Below are 22,266 nucleotides of genomic sequence, written 5' to 3'. Positions count from 1 at the left end.
CAAGCCTAGGCGAGCGGACTGTCGCGCTCCGCAGTGTGACGCGGCGGCGCCGGGTCGAACCAGGTGCCGACATCGTCGCCCGCGAGCGCCTCGGCGACGAGCGGCGTCGCCGTGATCAGCACCGACGTTCCGGCCTCGGCCGCGATGCGGGCTGCCGAGACCTTGGTCTCCGCTCCCCCGGTGCCGACTCCAGCACGACCGACGGAGCCGATCTCGACGCCGGCGAGCTCGTCGCCGTACGGCACGTGCTCGATGCGACGCGCGCCCTCGAGGTGCGGCGGCTTCGTGTACAGCGCATCGACATCGGAGAGCAGCACGAGCAGGTCGGCGCCGATGAGCTCGGCCACGAGCGCCGCGAGCCGGTCGTTGTCGCCGAAGCGGATCTCGTGCGTTGCGACCGTGTCGTTCTCGTTGACGATCGGCAGGATGCGGAGGGCGAGCAGCCGGTCCATCGCGCGCTGCGCGTTCGAACGAGGGGTCGAGTTCTCGAGGTCGCCCGCCGTGAGCAGCACCTGGCCGGCGAGCACGTCGTAGCGGTCGAGGCTGGTCTGGTACCGCCACATGAGCACGTTCTGCCCGACGGCGGCGGCCGCCTGCTGCGTCGCGAGGTCGGTCGGCCTGCCGTCGAGGCTGAGCAGCGGCAGCGCCGTCGCGATCGCTCCGGAGGAGACGAGCACGATCTCGGCGCCCCGCACGTGCGCAGCGGCCAGCGCATCGACCAGCGGTCCGATCTGGTCGGAGTTCTCACCGCTGACCGACGAGGAGCCGACCTTGACGACGATGCGCGACGCTGTGGGGATCTCTGCGCGGTTGGCGGGGGTCATTCCCGCTCCTCGCCGCTCGAGTCCTTCCCGGCTTCGGGACCCACGGCTGGTGCAGCGCCGGCAGCGGCCTCGGCGTCGGTCTGCTCGTCGAGCTCGTTCCACATGCCGGCCGTGCGCTCGCGCTCGAGCTCGGCACGGGCCGCGGCCTTGGCGTCCATGCGCTCGTAGTACTCGCTACGACGCTCCGCACGTGTGGCGCGACGGTTCTCGTCGAGCCGGGTGTCGGTGCCGCGCGGTGCGGTGATGAGCTCGGCCGTCGACGTGAGCGTGGGCTCCCAGTCGAACACGACACCCGCGCCCTTGCCGATCACGACGGTCGAACCGGCGTCGGCGCCGGCGCGCACGAGCGCGTCTTCGACGCCGAGCTTCGCCAGGCGGTCGGCGAGGAAGCCGATGGCCTCGTCATTCGTGAAGTCGGTCTGCTGCACCCAGCGCTCGGGCTTCTGGCCGAGCACGCGGTACATGGTGCCGTAGCTGCCGCCCTCGGCACGCACGACGAAGCCGGGGTCGTTGGAGGCCTTCGGCCGCATCACGATGCGCTCGGGTGCCGGCGGCGTCGCGGCTTCGGCTTCTGCACGGGCCGTGTCGACGAGCTCGCCCAGGGCGAATCCGAGCTGACGCAGACCCTCGTGGCTGACGGTCGAGATCTCGAACACGCGGTATCCGCGCGACTCGAGCTCGGGGCGCACGAACTCGGCGAGTTCGCGTGCCTCGGGCACGTCGATCTTGTTGAGTGCGATGATCTGCGGGCGCTCGAGCAGCGGCAACTGGCCCTCGGGCACGGGGTACGCGGCGAGCTCGGCGAGGATGACCTCGAGGTCGGTGATCGGGTCGCGACCCGGTTCGAGTGTCGCGCAGTCGAGCACGTGCAGCAGGGCTGCGCAACGCTCGACGTGGCGCAGGAACTCGAGCCCGAGGCCCTTGCCCTCGCTGGCGCCCTCGATGAGACCGGGCACGTCGGCCACCGTGAAGCGGTGGTCGCCGGCCTGGACGACGCCGAGATTCGGGTGCAGCGTGGTGAAGGGGTAGTCGGCGATCTTCGGTCGAGCAGCCGACATCGCGGCGATGAGGCTCGACTTGCCGGCCGACGGGTAGCCGACGAGCGCGACGTCGGCGATGCTCTTGAGCTCGAGCGTGATCTCGACCTCGTCGCCGAGGGTGCCGAGCAGTGCGAAGCCGGGGGCCTTGCGCTTCGTGGTCGCGAGCGACGCGTTGCCGAGACCGCCGAGGCCACCGGCCGCCGCGACGAAGCGCGTGCCCGGCTCGGTGAGGTCGGCGAGTTCGAGGCCGTCGGTGTTCTTGACGACGGTGCCGACGGGCACCGGGAGTTCGAGGGTCTCGCCGACGGCGCCCGCGCGGTGGTCGCCCATGCCGGGCTGACCGTTCGCGGAGGAGCGGTGCGGACGCCCGTGGTAGCCGAGCAGCGTCGTCACCTGCGGGTCGGCGATGAGCACGATGTCGCCGCCGTTGCCGCCGTTGCCGCCGTCGGGGCCGGCGAGCGGCTTGAACTTCTCACGGCGAACGGAGACGCAGCCGTTCCCGCCATGACCGGCACGCAGGAACAGCGTCACCTCGTCGACGAAGCTGACCATGCTGCATCCTCCAAACCGAGTAAAACACGTGAGGGCGGGCCGAAGCCCGCCCTCACGATGAACGTCGATCGACTATTCGCCGACCGCCACGATGTTGACGACCTTGCGGCCGCCCTTGTTGCCGAACTGCACTGCACCGGCCTCGAGCGCGAACAGGGTGTCGTCGCCACCGCGACCGACGCCCGCGCCCGGGTGGAAGTGCGTGCCGCGCTGGCGGACGATGATCTCGCCTGCGCCGACAACCTGGCCGCCGAAGCGCTTCACGCCGAGGCGCTGCGCGTTGGAGTCACGACCGTTGCGAGTGGAGCTAGCTCCCTTTTTGTGTGCCATTTCGCTTCTCCCGGGCCCTTACTTGATTCCAGTGACCTTGACGCGCGTGAGGTCCTGACGGTGCCCCTGGCGCTTCTTGTAGCCGGTCTTGTTCTTGAACTTCTGGATCACGATCTTCGGACCGCGGAGGTCGTTGAGGACCTCGGCCGTGACCGTGACCTTCTCGAGCGCCTTGGCGTCGGAGGTGATCTTGTCGCCGTCGACGAGGAGCACCGCGGCGAGCTTGACGTTGCCGTCCTTGTCTGCCTTGATGCGGTCCATCGTCACGATGGTGCCGACTTCGACCTTCTCCTGCCGACCGCCGGCGCGCACTACTGCGTAAACCACTACTCGTACCTATCTCTGGGGAGCCCGGGGGCCCCGACTGTCTGATGGGATGTCACTGCGCGGTCGCCCCAGCGGGAAGAAGGGTGGTGACTGGCAGAAAACTGTTGTGCAGGCGATTCTGGAGTTCGGAGAACCGGACCCCGGAGACCTGCGGACGGGCGCACCGTGATAAGCGGCGGCACCAACGGTCGAGTTTACCGGATGTCGCGGGGCCGGTCAAACCACTGCCACCGGCGCGTCGCGGGCTCGACGCGTAGGATCGGCCCATGACCGTGCTCATCGACACGCCGCTCTGGCCGAAGCACGGCACAGTCTGGGCTCACCTCGTCAGCGACGAGTCCATCGACGAACTCCGGGAGTTCGCTGAGAGAACCGGGTTGCCGCCGAGATCGTTCGATCTCGACCACTACGACGTGCCCGTGGAGCGCTACGACGATCTCGTCGCCGCGGGCGCCGTGCCGGTCTCGCCGCGGGAGCTCGTCGAGCGCCTTCGGAGGAGCGGACTGCGCGTCACGCCGCGTGAACGGCGTGAGCGCGCAGCCCGGTCATCACTCGGCTGAGTCGGATGCCGCGGAGTCGCCCGAGCCGTCGGCCCGGGTGATCACGGGCTGGCCGCCGGCGGTCGTGCTGAGTGCGGCGGTGGAGACGCGACGACTACGCGTGCGCCCCTCGCCCGCCTTCTTCGGAGCGGGAAGCGCGTCGAGCACCGAATCGAGGAGCACCTCGGTCTCGGCGACCCTGACGGGGCGCTTGCGGGCCACCGGAGGCACGGGCAGGTCGAGGATCTGCGCGACCTCGGGAACCGCCGGCGCCGTGGGCGCCTCGACGACCGACGCTGCCGCAGCCGGCGCTGCGGCGACGGGCTCGGAGGCGACCGGCGCCGCACCCTGGTCCTGCGACACCCGGCGGTGACGACCGCGACGACGACCGCCGCCCGAGGTCTCTGCCGGCTTCTCGTCGGCGTCGGCCTTCGGCGCGCGGCCCGCGTCGGCGGTCGAGGCAGCAGGCTGCTCCCCCGCGACATCCGCGGCCGGCTCTTCGGCCTTGTGCTCGGTGTGCGGAATCGTCGAGGCCGCGATCTGCGCGAGCGCGTTCTTCACGTCGTCGGTGATCGCGTGGGTGCCGGTGTGAGCCTTGGGCTCGGCGGGCGCCTGAGCGGGCTGCTGCTGGTTGCCACCGCGACCGCGACCACGACGCTCGGGCTGCGACTGCTGGGCGCTGCGGTGCTTCACGACGGGCTCGTGATGCACGATGATGCCGCGACCGGCGCAGATCTCGCAGGGCTCGCTGAACGACTCGAGGAGGCCCAGGCCGAGCTTCTTGCGCGTCATCTGCACGAGGCCGAGCGAGGTGACCTCGGCGACCTGGTGCTTCGTGCGGTCACGCGAGAGGCACTCGACGAGACGACGCAGCACGAGGTCGCGGTTGGACTCGAGGACCATGTCGATGAAGTCGACGACGATGATGCCGCCGATGTCGCGGAGGCGCAGCTGACGCACGATCTCCTCGGCCGCTTCGAGGTTGTTCTTCGTGACGGTCTCTTCGAGGTTGCCGCCGGAACCGACGAACTTGCCCGTGTTGACGTCGACGACGGTCATCGCCTCGGTGCGGTCGATGACGAGCGAGCCGCCAGAGGGCAGCCAGACCTTGCGGTCGAGCGCCTTCTCGATCTGCTCGCTGATGCGGAACTCGTCGAAGGAGTCGCGCTCACCGGCGTACGCCTCGACGCGCTCGAGCAGGTCGGGTGCGACCGCGCGGAGGTACCGCTCGATCGTCTGGCGCGCTTCATCGCCCTCGATGACCATCTTCTGGAAGTCCTCGTTGAAGACGTCGCGCACGATCTTGATCAACAGGTCGGGCTCGGAGTGCAGGAGCGCGGGCGCCTGCACCTTCTCGAGCTGGGTCGAGATGTCGGCCCACTGCGCGATGAGGCGGTTCACGTCGAGCGTGAGCTGCTCTTCGGTGGCGCCTTCGGCCGCGGTGCGCACGATGACGCCCTGGTTGTCGGGCAGCACCTCTTTGAGGATCTTCTTCAGGCGGGCACGCTCGGTGTCGGGGAGCTTGCGGCTGATGCCGTTCATCGAGCCGTTGGGCACGTACACGAGGTAGCGGCCGGGCAGCGAGACCTGGCTCGTGAGGCGGGCGCCCTTGTGGCCCACCGGGTCCTTCGTGACCTGAACGAGCACCCGGTCGCCGGGCTTCAGCGCGAGCTCGATGCGGCGGGGCTGGTTCTTCTCGCCGTTCTCGGCGGCGGCCTCCCAGTCGACCTCGCCCGAGTACAGCACGGCGTTGCGGCCGCGGCCGATGTCGACGAACGCGGCCTCCATGCTCGGCAGCACGTTCTGCACGCGGCCGAGGTAGACGTTGCCGATGAGCGATGCGTCCTGATTGCGCGCGACGTAGTGCTCGACGAGCACGCCGTCTTCGAGCACGCCGATCTGGATGCGGCCGCCCTTCTCGCGCACGACCATCGAACGGTCGACCGACTCGCGGCGCGCGAGGAACTCGGCCTCGGTGATCACCGCGCGGCGGCGGCCGGCGTCACGGCCATCGCGCCGGCGCTGCTTCTTCGCCTCGAGCCGGGTCGAGCCCTTGACCTTCTGCGGCTCGGTGATGAGCTCGACCTCGCGGGGCTTGCGCACCTTGACGACCGTGTTGGCGGGCTCGTCGGTGTTCGCACGCCCCTCTTCGCCGCTGCGACGGCGGGTGCGCCGGCGGACGGTCGACGACTCGTCGTCGTCGCGCTCGCGACCGGTGCGGTCGTCACGGGCCTGCTCGCGACCTCCGCGGTCGGCGCGGTCGTCACGGCCGCCGCGCTCGTCGCGCTCGGGCCGGTCGAAGCCCACGAGCACCGGCGGCGCGTGGAAGATCAGCGACGTGGTGGTGAGGGTCGCGGGGATCGGCGAGACCTCGACGGCCTCGACCGCCGCTTCGACGACGACCTCGACGGTCGCAGCGGATACCTCGGCACCCGTCGCCGCGATCGGTTCGATGTCGGCCGTCGCGGTCGCTGCAGCGGCGTCGACCGTCTCGGGAGCGACCGGGGCCGCGGCATCCGTCGGTGCGGTCTCGACCGCCGGCGTGGCCGGCGTCTCGACTGCGGGCGTCACCTGGGTGTCGACCGCCTTCGCGCGGCTCGCTCGCCGAGCGCCGAACAGTCCGCCGCGACGTCGGGTCGAGCCGTTGCCGGTCTCGGGTTCGTTCGTGTTCTTCTCGTTGCCTTCCACCATCTCTGGTGCACTCCTACGCCGGTTCCGACAGCCGCGCCGTCGTCCCGTACTCGTCTGGAGCGGCTCCGCGCTTGCGCCGAACCGCTGAATCCTTCATTACTGCGACCGGCAGGTTGCCTGTGTCGCCACGTCTTGCGGTGCGTTCACCGCCCACTGGATGCGCTGCATCCTCAAAGCCCTCATTGGCGTCGTGCCGGGCGCGGCCCGGACGACTCCTTCGATTATCGCATGCTCTCGCAGCTGAGGGCGGAATCGGCATGCCATAATCCGAGCATGCCGGACTCGCCCACCCGTTCCCGACCCGTCGGCCTCGCCGTATTCCTCCTGATCGCCGGGGGCCTCGGGCTCCTCGCGGCGTTCGAGCTCTCCATCGAGAAGGTGCTCTCGCTCAGCGACTCGTCGCACATCCCGTCGTGCAACGTCGGCGTGCTCGTGGGCTGCAGCACGAACCTGGCCTCGTGGCAGGGCGGGGTCTTCGGCTTCCCGAACCCGTTCATCGGCCTGATGGCGTGGCCCGTGGTCATCACGATCGCCGTGGCGATCCTCGCCGGGGCGACGTTCTCGCGCTGGTTCTGGGCGGCGTTCAACGTCGGTGTCGCCGGTGCGCTCGTCTTCGTGGGCTGGCTCATCTACCAGAGCATCTACGTGCTCGACGTGCTGTGCCCCTGGTGCATGCTCACGTGGGCGGTCACGATCCCGACGTTCTGGGCCCTGACGCTCTACAACCTCCGCGAGGGGCATATTCCGGCATCGGCACGCGTTCGCCGCCTCGCGGGCACCTGGTTCGGCTGGGTGCCGCTCATCACGGTCGTCTGCTACGCCGTGGTCGTGCTGCTCGCTCAGGCGCAGATGGACGCGATCCCGCGCGTGATCCTCGACCTGAAGAACGCCTTCAGCTGAGACACGGATGTCGCGGCGCCCGGGTGACCCGGGCGCCGCGACATCCGTTCAGCGCTGCGAAGCGCGACGCCTCGTCGAAGCGCGACGCCTCAGAACCAGAGGGCGAGCTCGCGCTCGGCCGACTCGACCGAGTCGGAGCCGTGCACGAGGTTCTGCTGCACCTTGAGGCCCCAGTCGCGACCGAAGTCGCCGCGGATCGTGCCGGGCGCCGCCGTCGTGGGGTCGGTCGTGCCGGCGAGCACGCGGAAGCCCTCGATGACCCGGTTGCCGGCGATGCGCATGGCCACGATCGCGCCGGACTCCATGAACTCGATGAGCGGCTCGTAGAAGGGCTTGCCCTCGTGCTCCGCGTAGTGGCGGGCGAGCAACTCGCGGTCGGGCTGCACGAGGCGGAGGTCGACGAGGGAGTAGCCCTTGGCCTCGATGCGGCGGAGGATCTCGCCGGTGAGGTTGCGTGCGACACCGTCGGGCTTGACGAGCACGAGGGTCTCTTCGATGGGGCTGGTCATTGCTGTTCCTTCCATTGCGCGGCCGCTGCCGCTCGTTCTCGGTCGATACGTGCGCCGGTCACCATGCAGTACCACCACATGCCGCCGAAGAGCGCGCCCACGACGAACATCGCGGGGTTGAGGAATCCCGATGCGAGGATGAGCACCTGGATGACCCAGCCGAGCGTGTACGCCCAGCTGTATCGCAGGAGCCCGATCGTCGCGATCAGGGCGAGGATGATGACGCCGCCGGCCGCGAGGGCGACCCATGACGGCAGGGAGCCCTCGACGCCGCCCTGGGAGAGGCCCCAGATGACGAGCGCGGCGAGGAACACCACGATGACCTCGAAGCCGAGCACGATGGCGGCGAGGCTCTGACGGATCGAGCGCAGCGGCGCGACGGGCGCGTCGGCGGTGGGGTCGCCGGATGCCGCGGTCTCATCGGATGCCGCGGGCGCGGTGTCGTCGGGTTCGGGCATGGACGTCGAGTCGCTCACGAGCGCCCCCATTCACGGTCAGCGGCGATGGCGATGGCCTCGCCCACGAGCACGATCGAGCCGGTGACCACGACGGCGCGCTTCGGCGCATCTGCCGCCCACTTCCGTGCATCGTCGAGTGCGTCGAGCAGGTCGTCGTACTGGAACACCTTGTCTTCGTTGCTCCAGCCGACGGCGGCGAGGGCGAGCTCGTCGACGGGGATCGAGCGCTCCGACGACGAGGTGGTGATGTTGAACCGCTCGACGGCGCCGTCGAGCGCCGTGATGATGCCCTGCGCGTCCTTGTCACGAAGGACGCCGACGACCGCCACGACCTCGTCGAAGTCGAAGTACTCGTCGAGGGCCGCGACGAGCGCGCGCGCTCCATGCGGGTTGTGCGCGGCATCGACGAGCACGGGCGGCTCGGTGCCCACCATCTGCAGGCGCCCGGGCGAGGTCACCGCGCCGAGTCCCTGCTGCAGCACCTCGTCGGCCATGCGCATCGTGCCGGCGCCGAGGAACGACTCGACCGCGGCGATGGCCACGGCGGCGTTCTCGGCCTGATGGCGTCCGAAGAGCGGCAGCGCGAGGTCGCGGTACTCCCCCGCAAGTCCCTTGACCGAGATGAGCTGACCTCCGACGGCGACGCGCGAGTCGAGCACGGCGAAGGCGCCGCCCTCGACGGCGAACGTGCCGCCCTGCTCGGCCGTGGCGTCGCGCAGCACCGTCAGCGCCTCTGGCGACTGGAACGCCGTGACGACGGCCGCGTCGGGCTTGATGATGCCGGCCTTCGTGCGCGCGATCTGCTCGATCGTGGTGCCGAGCGCCGACTCGTGATCGAGGTCGATCGGCGTGAACACGGCGACCTGGCCGTCGGCCACGTTCGTCGAGTCCCACTCGCCGCCCATGCCGACCTCGAGCACGACGACGTCGACCGGAGCATCGGCGAAGCATGCGAACGCGAGCGCCGTGAGCGTCTCGAAGAAGGTCAGCCGGGGCTTGCCGGCCGCTTCGAGCTCGGCGTCGACGATGGCGACGAACGGCTCGATCTCCTCCCAGTTGCGAGCGACCGCCTCGTCGGAGACCGGCTCGCCGTCGATGAGGATGCGTTCGGTGAACCGTTCGAGGTGCGGGCTCGTCATGAGACCGGTGCGAAGCCCCCCAGCGCGCAGGATCGACTCGATCATGCGGCTCGTCGAGGTCTTGCCGTTCGTGCCGGTGATGTGGATCACGGGAGCGGCGCGATGCGGGTCGCCGAGGATCTCCACCGCGCGTCGCGTCGCGTCGAGCCGTCGCTCGGGGGCGGCTTCGCCGACCCGTTCGAGCAGGCTCCGGTACACGGCGTCCGCCGCGTCGGCGTAGTCGAGTTCTTCGGTCATGCCTTCGCCACCTCCACGGCCAGTCGCGAGGATTCGCCGACCGTCTTCGCCTCGTCGCCGGGGTCCCCGGCGATCACGGTCAGTTCGGTCGCGAGCGTCTCGCCCGCGATGAGCTCGCGATGCCGCTCGGCGGCCGCCGCTCCGGTCTCGTCGAGCGTCAGCGTCAGACGGATGCGGTCGCCGACCTCGAGGCCGGCCGCCTTGCGCGACTCCTGCACGGCGCGGACGACGTCGCGCGCGAGACCCTCGGCCTCGAGCTCGGGGGTCGTCGCCGTGTCGAGGATCACGAAGCCACCGTCGGCGAGCAGCGCGAGCGCGCTCGATCCGTCGCCCGAACCGCCGGCTTCGAGCACGAGGTCGTACTCCCCCGCCTCGAGTGCGATGCCGCCCGCGACGACCGTGTCGCCCTCGACGCTCCAATCACCCGAGCGGGCGGCCTGGATCGCCTGCTGCACGGTCTTGCCGAGCCGCGGGCCTGCGGCACGGGCGTTGACCGTGAGCCGCTTCGTGACCCCGAAGTGCTCTGCGCTCGAGGCGTCGAGCGTCACGAGGTCGACGGCCTTGACGTTGAGCTCGTCGCGCAGGATCGCCTCGAACGGCGCGAGCGCCGCGGCATCCGTCGCGACGACCGTGAGGCGCGCGAGCGGAAGCCGAACGCGACGACCCGACTGCTTGCGCAGCGAGAGCGCGGCGGAGCTGATCTCGCGCACCGAGTCCATCGCGGCGACGAGGTCGTGGTCGACCGGGAAGGCCGCGGCGTCGGGCCAGTCGGCCAGGTGCACGCTGCGCCCGCCGGTAAGGCCGCGCCAGATCTGCTCGGAGACGAGCGGCAGCAGCGGAGCCGAGAGCCGCGTGAGCGTCTCGAGCACCGTGGAGAGGGTGTCGAACGCCTCGCTGCCCGAGCCGTCTTCGCCGACGCCCGCCCAGAACCGGTCGCGCGAGCGGCGCACGTACCAGTTCGTCAGCACGTCGCCGAAGTCGCGCAGCTTCGCCGCGGCGAGCGGCGAGTCGAAGGCCTCGAAGTCGGCGGTCACCCCGGTGACGAGCTCGCCGAGCTTGGCGAGCAGGTAGCGGTCGAGCACGTCGGTCGAATCCGTGCGAGCGGATGCCTCGTAGCCGCCCTCGCGAGCAGAGTTGGCGTAGAGCGAGAAGAAGTACCAGGTGCTCCAGAGCGGCAGCATGAACTGCCGCACGCCCTCGCGGATGCCCTCCTCGGTGACGATGAGGTTGCCGCCGCGCAGCACCGAGCTCGACATCAGGAACCAGCGCATCGCGTCGGAGCCGTCGCGCTCGAAGACCTCGGAGACGTCGGGGTAGTTGCGCAGCGACTTCGACATCTTCTGCCCGTCGCTGCCGAGCACGATGCCGTGGCTGACGACGTTCGAGAAGGCGCGCCGGTCGAACAGCGCCGTCGAGAGCACGTGCATCACGTAGAACCAGCCGCGCGTCTGGCCGATGTACTCGACGATGAAGTCGGCGGGGTTGTGGCTGTCGAACCACTCCTGGTTCTCGAACGGGTAGTGCACCTGCGCGAAGGGCATCGAGCCCGAGTCGAACCAGACGTCGAAGATGTCGGGGATGCGCCGCATCATCGACGTGCCGGTGGGGTCGTCGGGGTTCGGGCGCACGAGGTCGTCGATGTAGGGGCGGTGCAGGTCGGGCTCGCCGTCGGGGTTCACGGGCACGCGGCCGAAGTCGCGCTGCAGCTCCTCGAGCGAGCCGTACACGTCGACGCGCGGGTACTCGGGGTCGTCGCTCTTCCACACCGGGATCGGCGAGCCCCAGTAGCGGTTGCGGCTGATCGACCAGTCGCGGGCACCGGCGACCCACTTGCCGAACTGGCCGTCCTTCACGTTGTCGGGCACCCAGTTGATGTCGTGATTGAGCTCGCCCATGCGGTCGCGGAACTCGGGCACGCGGATGAACCAGCTCGAGACGGCCTTGTAGATCAACGGGTTGCGGCAGCGCCAGCAGTGCGGGTACGAGTGCTCGTAGCTCGCCTGGCGGAGCAGACGCCCCTCGGCCTTCAGCAGCTGGGTGAGCGGCTTGTTCGCGTCGCTCCAGAGCAGCCCCGCGACATCCGTCACCGCCGGCAGGAACCGGCCGCCCTCGTCGAGCGAGATGATGACCGGGATGCCCGCGGCCTCGGAGATCTTCTGGTCCTCTTCACCGTAGGCGGGCGCCTGGTGCACGATGCCGGTACCGTCTTCAGTCGTGACGTAGTCGGCGACGAGGATGCGCCAGGCGTTCTGCAGGCCGTACTCCTCGACGTCGGCGTAGTAGTCGAAGAGCCGGTCGTAGGCCACGCCCTCGAGCTCGCTGCCGCGCACCGTGCGCGAGACCGCGGCGCGCGCGTCGTCGGCCGACTCGTAGCCGAGCTCCTTGGCGTAGTTGGCGACGAGGTCGATCGCGAGCAGGTACTCGCCGCCGAGCACCTCGGTGTCGGATGCCACGGCGCCCGAGACGGCGGTGCCGACCTCTTCACGCAGCACGGTCGCGTCGGGCGTGCCGTTCGGCCCCGCGGGCACCACGGCGTACTCGATGTCGGGGCCGACCGCGAGGGCGAAGTTCGTCGGCAGGGTCCAGGGCGTCGTCGTCCACGCGAGCGCTCGCACGGCCGTGAGGCCGAGCGACTCGGCCTTCGCCCCGACGAGCGGGAACGTGACCGTGACCGTCTGGTCCTGACGCATCTTGTAGACGTCGTCGTCCATGCGCAGCTCGTGGTTCGAGAGCGGCGTCTGGTCGCGCCAGCAGTAGGGCAGCACGCGGTAGCCCTCGTACGCGAGGCCCTTCTCGTGCAGCGTCTTGAACGCCCAGATGACGCTCTCCATGAACGTCACGTCGAGCGTCTTGTAGTCGTGCTCGAAGTCGACCCAGCGCGCCTGCCGGGTGACGTACTCCTGCCACTCCTTGGTGTAGCGGAGCACGGCGTCGCGAGCGGCCTGGTTGAAGGCCGCGATGCCCATCTCCTCGATCTCGCTCTTGTCGGTGATGCCGAGCTGACGCTCGGCCTCGAGCTCGGCGGGCAGGCCGTGGGTGTCCCAGCCGAAGCGGCGGTGCACCTGCTTGCCGCGCATGGTCTGGAACCGCGGGAACAGGTCCTTCGCGTACCCGGTCAGCAGGTGTCCGTAGTGCGGCAGGCCGTTGGCGAACGGCGGGCCGTCGTAGAAGACCCACTCGGGAGCGCCCTCGCGCTGGTCGATCGAGGCCTGGAACGTGTCGTCGGCCTTCCAGAAGGCCAGCACGTCGCGCTCGACGGCGGGGAACTCGGGTGAGGGGGCGACACCGTGGTCGTCTGGGGTACGGGGGTACACGCTCGCTCCTTGCGGGGACGGATGCTCTCACGAGGACGCCGGTGCTCGATCGAGCGCCGCCGCGGTACCACCTCGCTTGCGAGTCGCGTCTTGCGACCGACTCGCCCCTCATTGCCGGCTGTGACGGGCCGAACCGTTCGGTTCTACTGCCGAGCGGATGCCGCGTGGCGCCCGATCGGGTTCTTCCGAAGACTCCCCGGTGATAGCCGGATCAACGTCGAATTACCGACGACTGCTGCGCCGGTTCGCATCCGGATCAACATCGTTGCCGTCAAGACTACCGCGTCGGCATGGGGCGGAGCACGCCCGAAGCACGGGGCGCCGAGCGGTACGCCTCGCTGATGAGCGCCAGCAGGGCAGCCTCGGGCAGCTCGTGGTTCTTCGCCTCGTCGACGAGGTCGTACACGGCGCCCGCGAGCGCGGCGTGCCCGCCGATGCGCACGGCGACGACGGCGCCCCGGCCGCGATGGAGCTCGATGAGGCGTTCGTCGCGCAGCCGGTGGTAGGCGCGGAGCACCGTGTGCACGTTGACGCCGAGCGCTTCGGCCAGCTCGCGCGCGGCCGGCAGCCGCTCGCCGCCCGAGAGGCGACCGTCGATGATCGACGCGCGCAGCCCCGAGGCGAGCTGCTCGAAGAGCGGCGCATCGAGGGTCTGGTCGAGTCGGATCAGCATGCGCAAAGTCTATTGTTCTAGTGATATACGAACAACTTGCTTGTCGGGACTGCACGCCGATGTCAGGATGAGTCCGGGCCACGCCGATGCGAGCCCGCCCCAGCTCCCCACCACAAGGACCTCGATGCGTGCTGCACCCGTGACCACCTCCCCGAACGTGCGCAGGCTCGGCATCGCCGGCATCGCCCTCGTCTCGACGATCGCACTCGCCGCCTGCCAGGCGCCCGCGCCCGAGGCATCCAGCGAACCGGTGTCGGGCGGCACGCTGAGCTACGCGAGCGGCGACGCCGAACCGACCTGCCTCGACCCGCACGTCGGCGGCAACTACCCGCAGGCGCTGCTCGCCGGCCAGTTCCTCGAATCGCTCGTGTCGCGCGACGACTCAGGCGAGATCATCCCCTGGCTCGCGGAATCGTGGACGGCCTCCGACGACGGACTCGCGTGGGAGTTCACCCTGCGCGACGACGTCGCCTTCACCGACGGGACGCCGCTCGACGCCGAGGCGGTGAAGGTCAACGTCGAGCACCTGAAGGACCCGGCGACCCAGTCGTCGACGGGTTACCTCGCGCTCGGCAAGGTCGACCACGTGGAAGTCGTCAGCGACCAGGTGGCCCGCTTCGTGATGAGCTCGCCCGACAGCGCCCTGCTCGAGTCCCTCAGCCAGCCGTGGCTCGCCATCGAATCCCCCGCCGGTCTCGCCCGCGGCATGGACGAGAACTGCCAGGCGCCCATCGGCACCGGCCCCTTCGTGGTTGACGAGTGGGTCAAGCAGGATCGCGTGTCGCTCGTGCGCAACGACGACTACACCTCCCCGCCCGCCGATGCGGCGCACGAGGGGCCGGCGTACCTCGAAGCGATCGACTGGCGCTTCGTTCCCGACGCCGCTTCGCGATACGCGGCACTGCAGGGCGGCCAGGTCGACGTCATCGACAACCCCCAGCCCGACACCATCGCGGCCGCGAAGTCGAACGACGCGCTCACCTGGCTCGATGCACCGCGTCCCGGCGCCGCGAACCGCATCGAGCTCAACTCGGGTCAGGCCCCGTTCGACGACGAGCGCGTGCGCGAGGCGTTCATCCGCGCGGTCGAGGTCGACGACGGCATCGACGCGCTCTTCTTCGGCACTGCGGAGCGGTCGTACTCGCCCCTCTCCTCGGTCGAAGCCGTCGCGTACTCCGACGAGTCGCTGTTCGAGCCCGACCTCGACCGGGCCAATGCGCTCCTCGACGAAGCCGGATGGACGGAGCGCGACGCCGACGGCTATCGCGTGAAGGATGGCGTGCGGCTGACGCTGCGCTTCCCGGTGAGCACGAACCAGTCGATCCCTGCCGAGCAGTCGCTCTTCGAGCAGGTCCAGGCGACGGCCGGAGCAGCCGGCTTCGACGTCGTGATCGAACTCCTCGACCTCTCGAGCTGGTACGGCGCGCTCGCGGCGCACGAGTACGAGATCGTGAGCGCCCCGTACACCAAGGTCGGCCCCGACGTCCTGCGCATCCTGTACCACTCCGACAGCATCACGCCGGCGCCGAGCGGGTACTTCGCGAACCTCGCCCAGCTCGACGATCCCGAGGTCGACTCACTCCTCGCCGACGCGGCGACGACGAGCAACGCCGAAGCCCGCGCCGAGCTCTACGAGCAGGCGCAGCAGTTGATCCTCGGCGGCTACTACCTGCTGCCGCTGTACGACCAGCAGAACAGCTTCCTGCTCAGCACGTCCGTACAGGGGGCCCGCGCGATGCCGACCGTCTCGACGCCGACGTTCTATGACGCCTGGCTCGCCGACTGAGCAGCGCCGCTCCTTCGGCGGTGCGACCCTTCGCCGCGCCGGCCTGCTCGTGGCCGGCGCGGTGTTCGTGCTGTGGGCGGTGGCCACGCTCACCTTCTTCGCGATCCGGCTGATCCCCGGCGATCCGGCGCAGGCGATCCTCGGCGGCCCCGGGTCGCAGGCGTCCCAGGAGGCGCTCGATCAGGTCCGGAGCGACTACGGGCTCGACCAGCCGCTCATCGTGCAGTACTTCGCGATGCTCGGTCGCCTGCTCACGGGCGACCTCGGGACGTCGTACGCCCTCAAGCTCCCCGTCGCCGACCTGCTCGCGGCCCAGCTCGGCGGCACGCTGCTCCTCTCCGCCCTCTCCCTGGTGCTCGCATGGGTCCTGGCGCTCGGTCTCGCGATCTGGTCGACCCGGCGCGGCAGGATCGCGAGCGCCGTCGGCGAGGGCATCGAGATCACGACCGCTGCGCTGCCGCATTTCTGGCTCGCCGCCGTGCTCATCGCGGTCTTCAGCGTGGCGCTGGACTGGCTGCCGCCGGTCGCGACCGGCACTCCCGCCGGATTGGTGCTGCCCGTCGTGACCCTCGCGATCCCGCTCGCGGGATTTCTGGCCCAGGTCATGCGCGACAGCCTCCTCGACGCGATGCAGCAGCCCTTCGTCGTGTCCGCCCGGGCTCGCGGCGAGAGTGCCGTCGGCCTGCGCGTGCGCCACACGATCCGGCACGCCGCCCTCCCAGCCATCAGCCTGTCGGGCTGGGCACTCGGCTGGCTGCTCTCTGGGGCGGTCGTCGTCGAGACGATCTTCGCGATGCCCGGGCTCGGTCGCACCCTGCTGCAGGCGGTGACGCTCCGCGACATCCCGGTCGTCACAGGAGTGGTGTTGCTCGTCGCCCTCGTGTACGTGCTCATGACCGTGCTGACCGATCTCGCGGCGCGCATCGCCGACCCTCGATTGCGTCAGGAGTCCGGCCGATGAGCGATCTCGAACTCCAGCAGGCCACAGCGGTCTCTGCTGCGGCGCACGCGCCCGCCCGGCGCAGAGGTCGGATGCCGCGGGTCGGCACCCTCGTCGCGGGGGCGTTCGTGCTCTTCCTCCTCGCAGCGACCGTCGCGCCCGAGCTCGTCGCGACACAGGATCCCAACGCGATCTCCCCCGTCGACGCATTCCAGTCGCCGTCGCCCGCACATTGGTTCGGCACCGACGAATCGGGTCGCGACATCTACAGTCGCATCGTCGCGGGCACCGCCACCTCGCTCCTCATCGGGATCGCTGCGACCGCGATCGGCCTTGCGCTCGGGCTCGTGCTCGGCGTGCTGGCGAGTTTCGGCGGCCGGGTCGTCGACTTCGGCGTCAACCGGCTCGTCGAGGTGCTCTTCGCCTTCCCCGGGCTCCTCCTCGCACTGCTCGTCATCGTCGTGTACGGTCCCGGTCCTGTCACCGCCACCGTGGCGGTCGGCCTCTCCACGGCGCCGGGATACGCCCGGATCATCCGCGGCCAGCTCGTCGCGATCCGCTCATCGCAGTACGTCGAAGCCGCGCGGGTGCTCGGCCGCTCCCCCGCGCGCATCCTCTCTCGGCACGTGCTGCCGAACGCGCTCATCCCGCTCTTCGTGCTCGCGACGCTCGGCATCGGGCAGGCGATCGTCTGGGCAGCAGCCCTCAGCTACCTCGGACTCGGCGCCCAGCCCCCGGCCGCGGAATGGGGTGCGATGCTCGCCGCCGGCCGCACCTACCTCGCGACCGCATGGTGGATGACGGTGTTCCCCGGGCTCATGATCGTCGGCACGACCATCGCGACGACGGTGCTCGGCCGCGCACTCACACGTCGCGGACGGGGCGAGCGATGACGAACCCGCTCGCGCCCGTGCTCGAGGTCGCCCGGCTGCACGTCGGTTTCGGCGGCACCGAGGTCGTGCACGGCGTCGACCTCACGATCATGCCCGGCGAGTGCGTCGCCATCGTCGGCGAATCCGGCTCGGGCAAGTCGGTGACGGCTCGCGCACTGCTCGGCATGGCCGGCGCCGATTCGCGGACTTCGGCAGAGCGCCTGCGCATCAGCGGCCTCGATCTGGGCGCGGCGAGCGAACGCGAGTGGCGACGTGAGCGAGGGCGTCGAGCCGGACTCATCCTGCAGGATGCGCTCGGCTCGCTCGATCCGCTCCGCACAGTGGGCCGCGAGATCGAGGACCCGCTCCGGATTCACCTGAAGCTGCCCGCATCCGAACGCCGGGCACGAGTGCTGCAACTCCTCGCCGACGTCGGCATGCCGGACCCGGCGAGTGCCGTTCGTCGGCGTTCCGGCGAGCTCTCGGGCGGGCTTCGCCAGCGCGCGCTCATCGCCGCGGCGATCGCGCTCGATCCGCCACTGCTCATCGCCGACGAACCGACGACTGCGCTCGACGTCACCGTGCAGGCGCGGATCCTCGCCCTGCTCGACGAGATCCGCGAACGCGGCACGGGAGTGCTGCTGATCAGCCACGACCTGGCCGTCGTGTCGCGTATGGCCGACCGCATCCTCGTCTTGCGCGAGGGACGGATCATCGAGCAGGGACCGACCGGTGAGGTGCTGGAGTCGCCGCGGGAGGACTACACGAGATCGCTCATCGCTGCGGTGCCGGCGGAGGTCCCTCGCGGAGCGCGGCTGTCCGCATCGCCGATGCGGCCGGCGACGCAGCCGGGTGCGCTGCCGACGATCTCATCGGCGCCGCTTCCGGCATACGATCCGGCAATCGGCGCGACCCCGCTGCTCGAACTCGCGCACCTGACGAAGACCTTCACCGTGCCGGGCGGGCGCTTCACCGCCGTCGACGACGTCTCGCTCTCGCTGCATCGCGGTGAGACGCTCGGCCTCGTCGGCGAATCCGGCTCGGGCAAGACGACGGTCGCTCGCCTCGCCCTCGCCCTCACGACGCCCGACGGCGGCTCGGTGCGCTTCGACGGCGAGGAGTGGTCGGCACTGGACGAGCGGCACCGGCGCCCGGCGCGCCATCGGATCGGCGCGATCTACCAGGACCCGCTCGGCTCCTTCGACCCGCGATGGAACGTCGGTCGCCTGCTCGCCGATGCGGTGCGCGGTGCGCGCGAGGCTGGCATGAGCGGCACGTCCTCCGGACCCACCGCTCCCGTCGTCGCCGCTCTCCTCGACCAGGTCGGGCTCGCGGCATCCGTCGCAGACAGGAGACCCCTGACGCTGTCCGGCGGCCAGCGGCAACGCGTGGCGATCGCCCGAGCCCTCGCCGGGTCGCCCGAACTCCTGATCTGCGACGAACCCGTCTCCGCACTCGACGTGACGATCCAGGCGCAGATCCTCGACCTGCTCGACGACATCCAGCGTGAGCGCGGACTCGCCCTCCTGTTCATCTCGCACGATCTCGGCGTCGTGCACCACATGGCCGACCGTGTCGCGGTCATGCGGGCCGGCCGGATCGTCGAGTCCGGCGATGCCGGGCGGGTGTTCGCGCAGCCGGGGCATCCGTACACGGCGCAGCTCGTCGCGGATTCGCCGCGCCTCGCGACCTGAAACGGCGCGAGACGCGCGTCGGCGCCGTCCAGCAGGCCACCCGGCCCGTCCTCCGGTAGGCTGGATCGTCGCACATTCAGGCACCTCACCACCGACACGGTGCCGCCGATATCGAACCGGAGCATCATGACCGACACCGCGCGCATTCCCGACAAGCCCGCTCTCGAAGGCCTCGAATCGGTCTGGGGAGGCGCCTGGGAGCGCGAGGGCACCTATCGGTTCGACCGCACGACGGCGACGCGCGAGTGCATCTACTCGATCGACACCCCGCCGCCGACCGCCTCGGGCTCGCTGCACATCGGCCACGTCTTCTCCTACACGCACACCGACGTCGTCGCGCGTTTCCAGCGCATGCGCGGCAAGAGCGTCTTCTACCCGATGGGCTGGGACGACAACGGCCTGCCCACCGAGCGCCGGGTGCAGAACTACTACGGCGTGCGCTGCGACCCCACGCTCGCCTACGTCGAGGGCTTCGTGCCGCCGTTCGAGGGCGGCGACGGCAAGTCGACGAAAGCCGCCGACCAGGTGCCGATCAGCCGCCGCAACTTCATCGAGCTGTGCGAGCGGCTCACCGTCGAAGACGAGCAGCAGTTCGAGGCCCTGTGGCGACAGCTCGGCCTCTCGGTCGACTGGACCCAGACCTACCGCACGATCGGCGACGAGTCGCTCTTCGCCTCGCAGCTCGCCTTCGTGCGCAACGTCGAGCGCGGCGAGGCCTACCAGGCGCTCGCGCCGACCCTCTGGGACGTCACGTTCCGCACGGCGGTCGCGCAGGCCGAGCTCGAGGACCGCGAGCAGCCCGGTCACTACCACCGCGTCTCGTTCCACCGCCCCGACGGCGGCGTCATCGAGATCGAGACGAGCCGTCCCGAGCTCATCCCCGCGTGCGTCGCCCTCGTCGCCCACCCCGACGACGAGCGTTACCAGCCGCTCTTCGGCACGACCGTCACGACGCCCGTCTTCGGCGTCGAGGTGCCCGTGGTCGCCCACCACCTCGCCCAGAAGGACAAGGGCACCGGCATCGCCATGATCTGCACGTTCGGCGACATCACCGACGTCGTGTGGTGGCGCGAGCTCGACCTGCCGAACCGCGCGATCATCGGCTTCGACGGCCGTGTCATCGCCGAGGCCCCCGACGTCATCACCTCCGAGGCGGGCAAGGCGGCGTTCGCCGAGCTGGCCGGCAAGACCACCTTCTCGGCCAAGCAGGCCGTGGTGCAGCAGCTCCGCGACTCGGGCGACCTCCTCGCCGACCCGAAGTCGATCACCCACCCGGTCAAGTTCTTCGAGAAGGGCGACAAGCCGCTCGAGATCGTCTCGACGCGCCAGTGGTACATCCGCAACGGCGCCCGCGACGAGGCCCTCCGCGAGCGACTGCTCTCGCGCGGCCGCGAGATCGACTGGCACCCCGACTTCATGCGCGTGCGCTATGAGAACTGGGTCGGCGGGCTCTCTGGCGACTGGCTCGTCTCGCGCCAGCGCTTCTTCGGCGTGCCGATCCCCGTCTGGTACCCGCTCGACGCGGCGGGCGACCCGGTGTTCGACGAACCGATCGTCGCGACGCGCGAGATGCTGCCGGTCGACCCGTCGTCGGCTGCTGCGCCCGGCTTCGACGAGTCGCAGCGCGGTGTCGCCGGCGGCTTCATCGGCGAGCACGATGTCATGGACACCTGGGCGACCTCGTCGCTGACCCCGCAGCTCGCGGGCGGCTGGGAGCGCGACCCCGAGCTCTTCGACCTCGTCTTCCCGTACTCCCTGCGCCCCCAGGGTCAAGACATCATCCGCACCTGGCTCTTCTCGACCACGCTTCGCGCCGAGCTCGAGCACGGCGTGGCGCCGTGGGCGCACGCCTCGATCTCGGGATTCATCGTCGACCCCGACCGCAAGAAGATGTCGAAGTCGAAGGGCAACGTCGTGACGCCGGCCGGTCTCCTCGACCAGCACGGCTCCGACGCGGTGCGCTACTGGGCGGCATCCTCGCGCCTCGGCACCGACGCGGCCTTCGACCCGCAGAACCCGACGCAGGTCAAGATCGGCCGCCGCCTCGCCATCAAGGTGCTGAACGCGGCGAAGTTCATCCTCGGCTTCGACGGTCGAGCGGATGCCCCGGTGACCGTGCCCGTCGACCGCAGCATGCTCGCCGAGCTCGCCGGGGTCGTCGAGCGGGCGACCCGCTCGCTCGAGGCCTACGACCACGCCCGGGCCCTCGAGCTGGCCGAGACGTTCTTCTGGACGTTCTGCGACGACTACCTCGAGCTCGTGAAGGAGCGCGCCTACGGCGAGCCCAGCCCCGAGCAGGCCTCTGCCGTCGCGGCGCTGAAGACCGCACTCGATGTGCTGCTCCGCCTCTTCGCACCCGTCATCCCGTTCGCGACCGAAGAGGCGTGGCGCTGGTCGCACGAAGGCTCGGTGCACGTGGCGTCGTGGCCGAACGTCGACGAGCTCGCCGCGCGTGGCGAAGCCGGCGTCGAGCTGCTCGAGCTCGCCGGCCTCGCGCTGACCGGCATCCGACGGGCCAAGACCGACGCGAAGGCGTCGCAGAAGACGCCCGTCGCGAGTGCCGTGATCGCCGCGCCCGCCGCGACGATCCCGCTGCTGGAGTCGGTCGCATCAGATCTGCGTGCGGTGGGGCGCATCGCCGAGCTCGGCTTCGTCGAAGCCGAGTCGTTCGAAGTCCGCGACGTCGTCTTCGAGGCGCCGTCGGAATAGGGGGAACCATGAACTACGAGATCCGATCGGCCGGTGACGACGACTTCTTCGGATGGCTGCCGCTGTTCGAGGCGTACTGCCGCTTCTACGAGACCGAGCTCGACGACGCCAAGGCGCTCATCGTCTGGAACTGGATCCGTGACGAGTCCGAGCCGCTGCAGGCCGCACTCGCCGTCGACGACGAGGGGCGACCGGTCGGGCTCGCCCACTACCGGGCCGTGCCGAACTCGCTGACGGCGACCCGGGGCATGTACCTCGACGACCTCTACGTCGACGAGAGCGCACGCGGGTCGGGCATCGGGCGATCGCTCATCGAGTTCGTGCATGCGCGGGCCGCTGAGATCGGCCAGGGCGGCGTCAACTGGATCACGGCCGACGACAACGCACCGGCGCAGCAGGTCTACGACCAGCTCGCGAAGCGCACCAGCTGGGTCACCTACGAGATGGACGCCTGATGCGACTCGGCACGCGGTGGGCGTTCGGCTCCGAGCCGCCGGTCAGCGTGCCGACCGAGCTGCGCGAGCGCATCGCGGCCGCCGAGACGGCGTTCGCCGGCGACGGTGCGAACCGCCATTGGACGCTCACCTGGCTCGAGGGCCGGCCGATCGCCGAACTCGACGACGGCACGGTCGTGCGCGACACGATCGTCGACGCGCACGACGCCGACGAGGACTGGTAGCGGCAGCCCGCTCAGCGCACGCGCACGGTCGGCACGATGCTCGGCCGGATTCG

19 protein-coding genes are annotated in these 22,266 nt (G+C 70.1%); 9 read left to right on the top strand and 10 right to left on the bottom strand.

Annotated elements, in window-relative coordinates:
• Positions 1 to 5 precede the first annotated feature (5 nt).
• The 4 genes from proB to rplU form a co-directional block, all read right to left on the bottom strand.
• A complete protein-coding gene (gene proB, locus JOE59_RS06050; protein WP_204459369.1) occupies positions 6 to 824 on the bottom strand; it encodes a glutamate 5-kinase in 819 nt (272 codons plus the stop codon).
• Positions 821 to 2,416 carry a GTPase ObgE gene (gene obgE, locus JOE59_RS06045; protein ID WP_204459368.1) on the bottom strand — a complete coding sequence of 532 codons (1,596 nt, stop codon included), beginning with the start codon at positions 2,414 to 2,416 and terminating at the stop codon, positions 821 to 823. The genes proB and obgE overlap by 4 nt, the downstream gene beginning before the upstream one ends.
• Before the next feature lie 72 nt (positions 2,417 to 2,488).
• Positions 2,489 to 2,746 (bottom strand): 50S ribosomal protein L27, encoded by a 258-nt coding sequence (rpmA, locus tag JOE59_RS06040; RefSeq protein WP_056009138.1) that lies wholly within the window; start codon positions 2,744 to 2,746, stop codon positions 2,489 to 2,491.
• A gap of 18 nt (positions 2,747 to 2,764) precedes the next feature.
• The gene (gene rplU, locus JOE59_RS06035) at positions 2,765 to 3,073 is read right to left on the bottom strand and encodes a 50S ribosomal protein L21 (protein ID WP_074258992.1); all 309 of its coding nucleotides are present in this window, start codon (positions 3,071 to 3,073) and stop codon (positions 2,765 to 2,767) included.
• 266 nt (positions 3,074 to 3,339) lie between these two features.
• On the opposite strand from rplU, the gene JOE59_RS06030 reads away from it, so the two are divergent.
• The gene (locus tag JOE59_RS06030) at positions 3,340 to 3,633 is read left to right on the top strand and encodes a DUF4031 domain-containing protein (RefSeq protein ID WP_204459367.1); all 294 of its coding nucleotides are present in this window, start codon (positions 3,340 to 3,342) and stop codon (positions 3,631 to 3,633) included.
• Here the strand turns inward: JOE59_RS06030 and JOE59_RS06025 are convergent.
• Positions 3,622 to 6,303 carry an Rne/Rng family ribonuclease gene (locus JOE59_RS06025; protein ID WP_204459366.1) on the bottom strand — a complete coding sequence of 894 codons (2,682 nt, stop codon included), beginning with the start codon at positions 6,301 to 6,303 and terminating at the stop codon, positions 3,622 to 3,624. The two genes, JOE59_RS06030 and JOE59_RS06025, sit on opposite strands and share 12 nt — an antisense overlap.
• Positions 6,304 to 6,576: 273 nt before the next feature.
• On the opposite strand from JOE59_RS06025, the gene JOE59_RS06020 reads away from it, so the two are divergent.
• Positions 6,577 to 7,203 carry a vitamin K epoxide reductase family protein gene (locus JOE59_RS06020; RefSeq protein ID WP_204459365.1) on the top strand — a complete coding sequence of 209 codons (627 nt, stop codon included), beginning with the start codon at positions 6,577 to 6,579 and terminating at the stop codon, positions 7,201 to 7,203.
• A gap of 89 nt (positions 7,204 to 7,292) precedes the next feature.
• On the opposite strand, the gene ndk is transcribed toward JOE59_RS06020, so the two are convergent.
• The 5 genes from ndk to JOE59_RS05995 form a co-directional block, all read right to left on the bottom strand.
• Positions 7,293 to 7,712 carry a nucleoside-diphosphate kinase gene (ndk, locus tag JOE59_RS06015; RefSeq protein WP_204459364.1) on the bottom strand — a complete coding sequence of 140 codons (420 nt, stop codon included), beginning with the start codon at positions 7,710 to 7,712 and terminating at the stop codon, positions 7,293 to 7,295.
• Positions 7,709 to 8,188 carry a DUF4233 domain-containing protein gene (locus tag JOE59_RS06010; RefSeq protein WP_204459363.1) on the bottom strand — a complete coding sequence of 160 codons (480 nt, stop codon included), beginning with the start codon at positions 8,186 to 8,188 and terminating at the stop codon, positions 7,709 to 7,711. Before JOE59_RS06010 ends, ndk begins: the two co-directional genes overlap by 4 nt.
• Positions 8,185 to 9,546, bottom strand: a complete 1,362-nt coding sequence (locus tag JOE59_RS06005; protein ID WP_204459362.1) for a bifunctional folylpolyglutamate synthase/dihydrofolate synthase — start codon at positions 9,544 to 9,546, stop codon at positions 8,185 to 8,187. The genes JOE59_RS06010 and JOE59_RS06005 overlap by 4 nt, the downstream gene beginning before the upstream one ends.
• Positions 9,543 to 12,860, bottom strand: coding sequence for an isoleucine--tRNA ligase (ileS, locus tag JOE59_RS06000; RefSeq protein ID WP_204459361.1), 3,318 nt, complete (start codon positions 12,858 to 12,860; stop codon positions 9,543 to 9,545). Before ileS ends, JOE59_RS06005 begins: the two co-directional genes overlap by 4 nt.
• A gap of 277 nt (positions 12,861 to 13,137) precedes the next feature.
• On the bottom strand, positions 13,138 to 13,533 hold the full coding sequence (locus JOE59_RS05995; protein WP_204459360.1) for a GntR family transcriptional regulator: 396 nt from the start codon (positions 13,531 to 13,533) through the stop codon (positions 13,138 to 13,140).
• A gap of 124 nt (positions 13,534 to 13,657) precedes the next feature.
• Between JOE59_RS05995 and JOE59_RS05990 the strand changes: the two genes are divergently transcribed.
• The 7 genes from JOE59_RS05990 to JOE59_RS05960 all read left to right on the top strand — a co-directional run bounded on the left by JOE59_RS05990 (position 13,658) and on the right by JOE59_RS05960 (position 22,213).
• Positions 13,658 to 15,319: an ABC transporter substrate-binding protein gene (locus JOE59_RS05990; protein WP_204459359.1), complete on the top strand. Its 1,662-nt coding sequence runs from the start codon at positions 13,658 to 13,660 to the stop codon at positions 15,317 to 15,319.
• Complete coding sequence (locus JOE59_RS05985; RefSeq protein ID WP_204459358.1) at positions 15,297 to 16,280, top strand: ABC transporter permease; 984 nt, start codon at positions 15,297 to 15,299, stop codon at positions 16,278 to 16,280. Before JOE59_RS05990 ends, JOE59_RS05985 begins: the two co-directional genes overlap by 23 nt.
• A complete protein-coding gene (locus JOE59_RS05980; protein WP_204459357.1) occupies positions 16,277 to 17,152 on the top strand; it encodes an ABC transporter permease in 876 nt (291 codons plus the stop codon). Before JOE59_RS05985 ends, JOE59_RS05980 begins: the two co-directional genes overlap by 4 nt.
• Positions 17,149 to 18,825, top strand: a complete 1,677-nt coding sequence (locus JOE59_RS05975; protein WP_204459355.1) for a dipeptide ABC transporter ATP-binding protein — start codon at positions 17,149 to 17,151, stop codon at positions 18,823 to 18,825. The genes JOE59_RS05980 and JOE59_RS05975 overlap by 4 nt, the downstream gene beginning before the upstream one ends.
• 126 nt (positions 18,826 to 18,951) lie before the next feature.
• A complete protein-coding gene (valS, locus tag JOE59_RS05970; protein WP_204459354.1) occupies positions 18,952 to 21,534 on the top strand; it encodes a valine--tRNA ligase in 2,583 nt (860 codons plus the stop codon).
• An 8-nt stretch (positions 21,535 to 21,542) separates the two neighbouring features.
• Positions 21,543 to 21,989, top strand: a complete 447-nt coding sequence (locus JOE59_RS05965; protein ID WP_204459353.1) for a GNAT family N-acetyltransferase — start codon at positions 21,543 to 21,545, stop codon at positions 21,987 to 21,989.
• Complete coding sequence (locus JOE59_RS05960) at positions 21,989 to 22,213, top strand: hypothetical protein (protein ID WP_204459352.1); 225 nt, start codon at positions 21,989 to 21,991, stop codon at positions 22,211 to 22,213. Before JOE59_RS05965 ends, JOE59_RS05960 begins: the two co-directional genes overlap by 1 nt.
• Positions 22,214 to 22,266 lie beyond the last annotated feature (53 nt).

The organism is Agromyces cerinus (assembly GCF_016907835.1).
GTDB classification, from domain to species: Bacteria; Actinomycetota; Actinomycetes; order Actinomycetales; family Microbacteriaceae; genus Agromyces; species Agromyces nitratus.
Note: the sequence above shows the minus strand (reverse complement) of the source record. Positions and strands in the feature narration are given on the sequence as shown.

Bases quoted from the DNA above. Each gene is read 5' to 3' on its own strand.
- proB (WP_204459369.1), bottom strand. From the start codon at position 824: ATGACCCCCGCCAACCGCGCAGAGATCCCCACAGCGTCGCGCATCGTC.
- JOE59_RS06020 (WP_204459365.1), top strand. From the start codon at position 6,577: ATGCCGGACTCGCCCACCCGTTCCCGACCCGTCGGCCTCGCCGTATTC.
- JOE59_RS05980 (WP_204459357.1), top strand. From the start codon at position 16,277: ATGAGCGATCTCGAACTCCAGCAGGCCACAGCGGTCTCTGCTGCGGCG.
- obgE (WP_204459368.1), bottom strand. From the start codon at position 2,416: ATGGTCAGCTTCGTCGACGAGGTGACGCTGTTCCTGCGTGCCGGTCAT.
- JOE59_RS05990 (WP_204459359.1), top strand. From the start codon at position 13,658: ATGCGTGCTGCACCCGTGACCACCTCCCCGAACGTGCGCAGGCTCGGC.
- ndk (WP_204459364.1), bottom strand. From the start codon at position 7,712: ATGACCAGCCCCATCGAAGAGACCCTCGTGCTCGTCAAGCCCGACGGT.
- JOE59_RS05965 (WP_204459353.1), top strand. From the start codon at position 21,543: ATGAACTACGAGATCCGATCGGCCGGTGACGACGACTTCTTCGGATGG.
- JOE59_RS06030 (WP_204459367.1), top strand. From the start codon at position 3,340: ATGACCGTGCTCATCGACACGCCGCTCTGGCCGAAGCACGGCACAGTC.
- JOE59_RS05985 (WP_204459358.1), top strand. From the start codon at position 15,297: ATGACGCCTGGCTCGCCGACTGAGCAGCGCCGCTCCTTCGGCGGTGCG.
- JOE59_RS05960 (WP_204459352.1), top strand. From the start codon at position 21,989: ATGCGACTCGGCACGCGGTGGGCGTTCGGCTCCGAGCCGCCGGTCAGC.
- JOE59_RS06005 (WP_204459362.1), bottom strand. From the start codon at position 9,546: ATGACCGAAGAACTCGACTACGCCGACGCGGCGGACGCCGTGTACCGG.
- valS (WP_204459354.1), top strand. From the start codon at position 18,952: ATGACCGACACCGCGCGCATTCCCGACAAGCCCGCTCTCGAAGGCCTC.
- JOE59_RS05975 (WP_204459355.1), top strand. From the start codon at position 17,149: ATGACGAACCCGCTCGCGCCCGTGCTCGAGGTCGCCCGGCTGCACGTC.
- rpmA (WP_056009138.1), bottom strand. From the start codon at position 2,746: ATGGCACACAAAAAGGGAGCTAGCTCCACTCGCAACGGTCGTGACTCC.
- JOE59_RS05995 (WP_204459360.1), bottom strand. From the start codon at position 13,533: ATGCTGATCCGACTCGACCAGACCCTCGATGCGCCGCTCTTCGAGCAG.
- JOE59_RS06025 (WP_204459366.1), bottom strand. From the start codon at position 6,303: ATGGTGGAAGGCAACGAGAAGAACACGAACGAACCCGAGACCGGCAAC.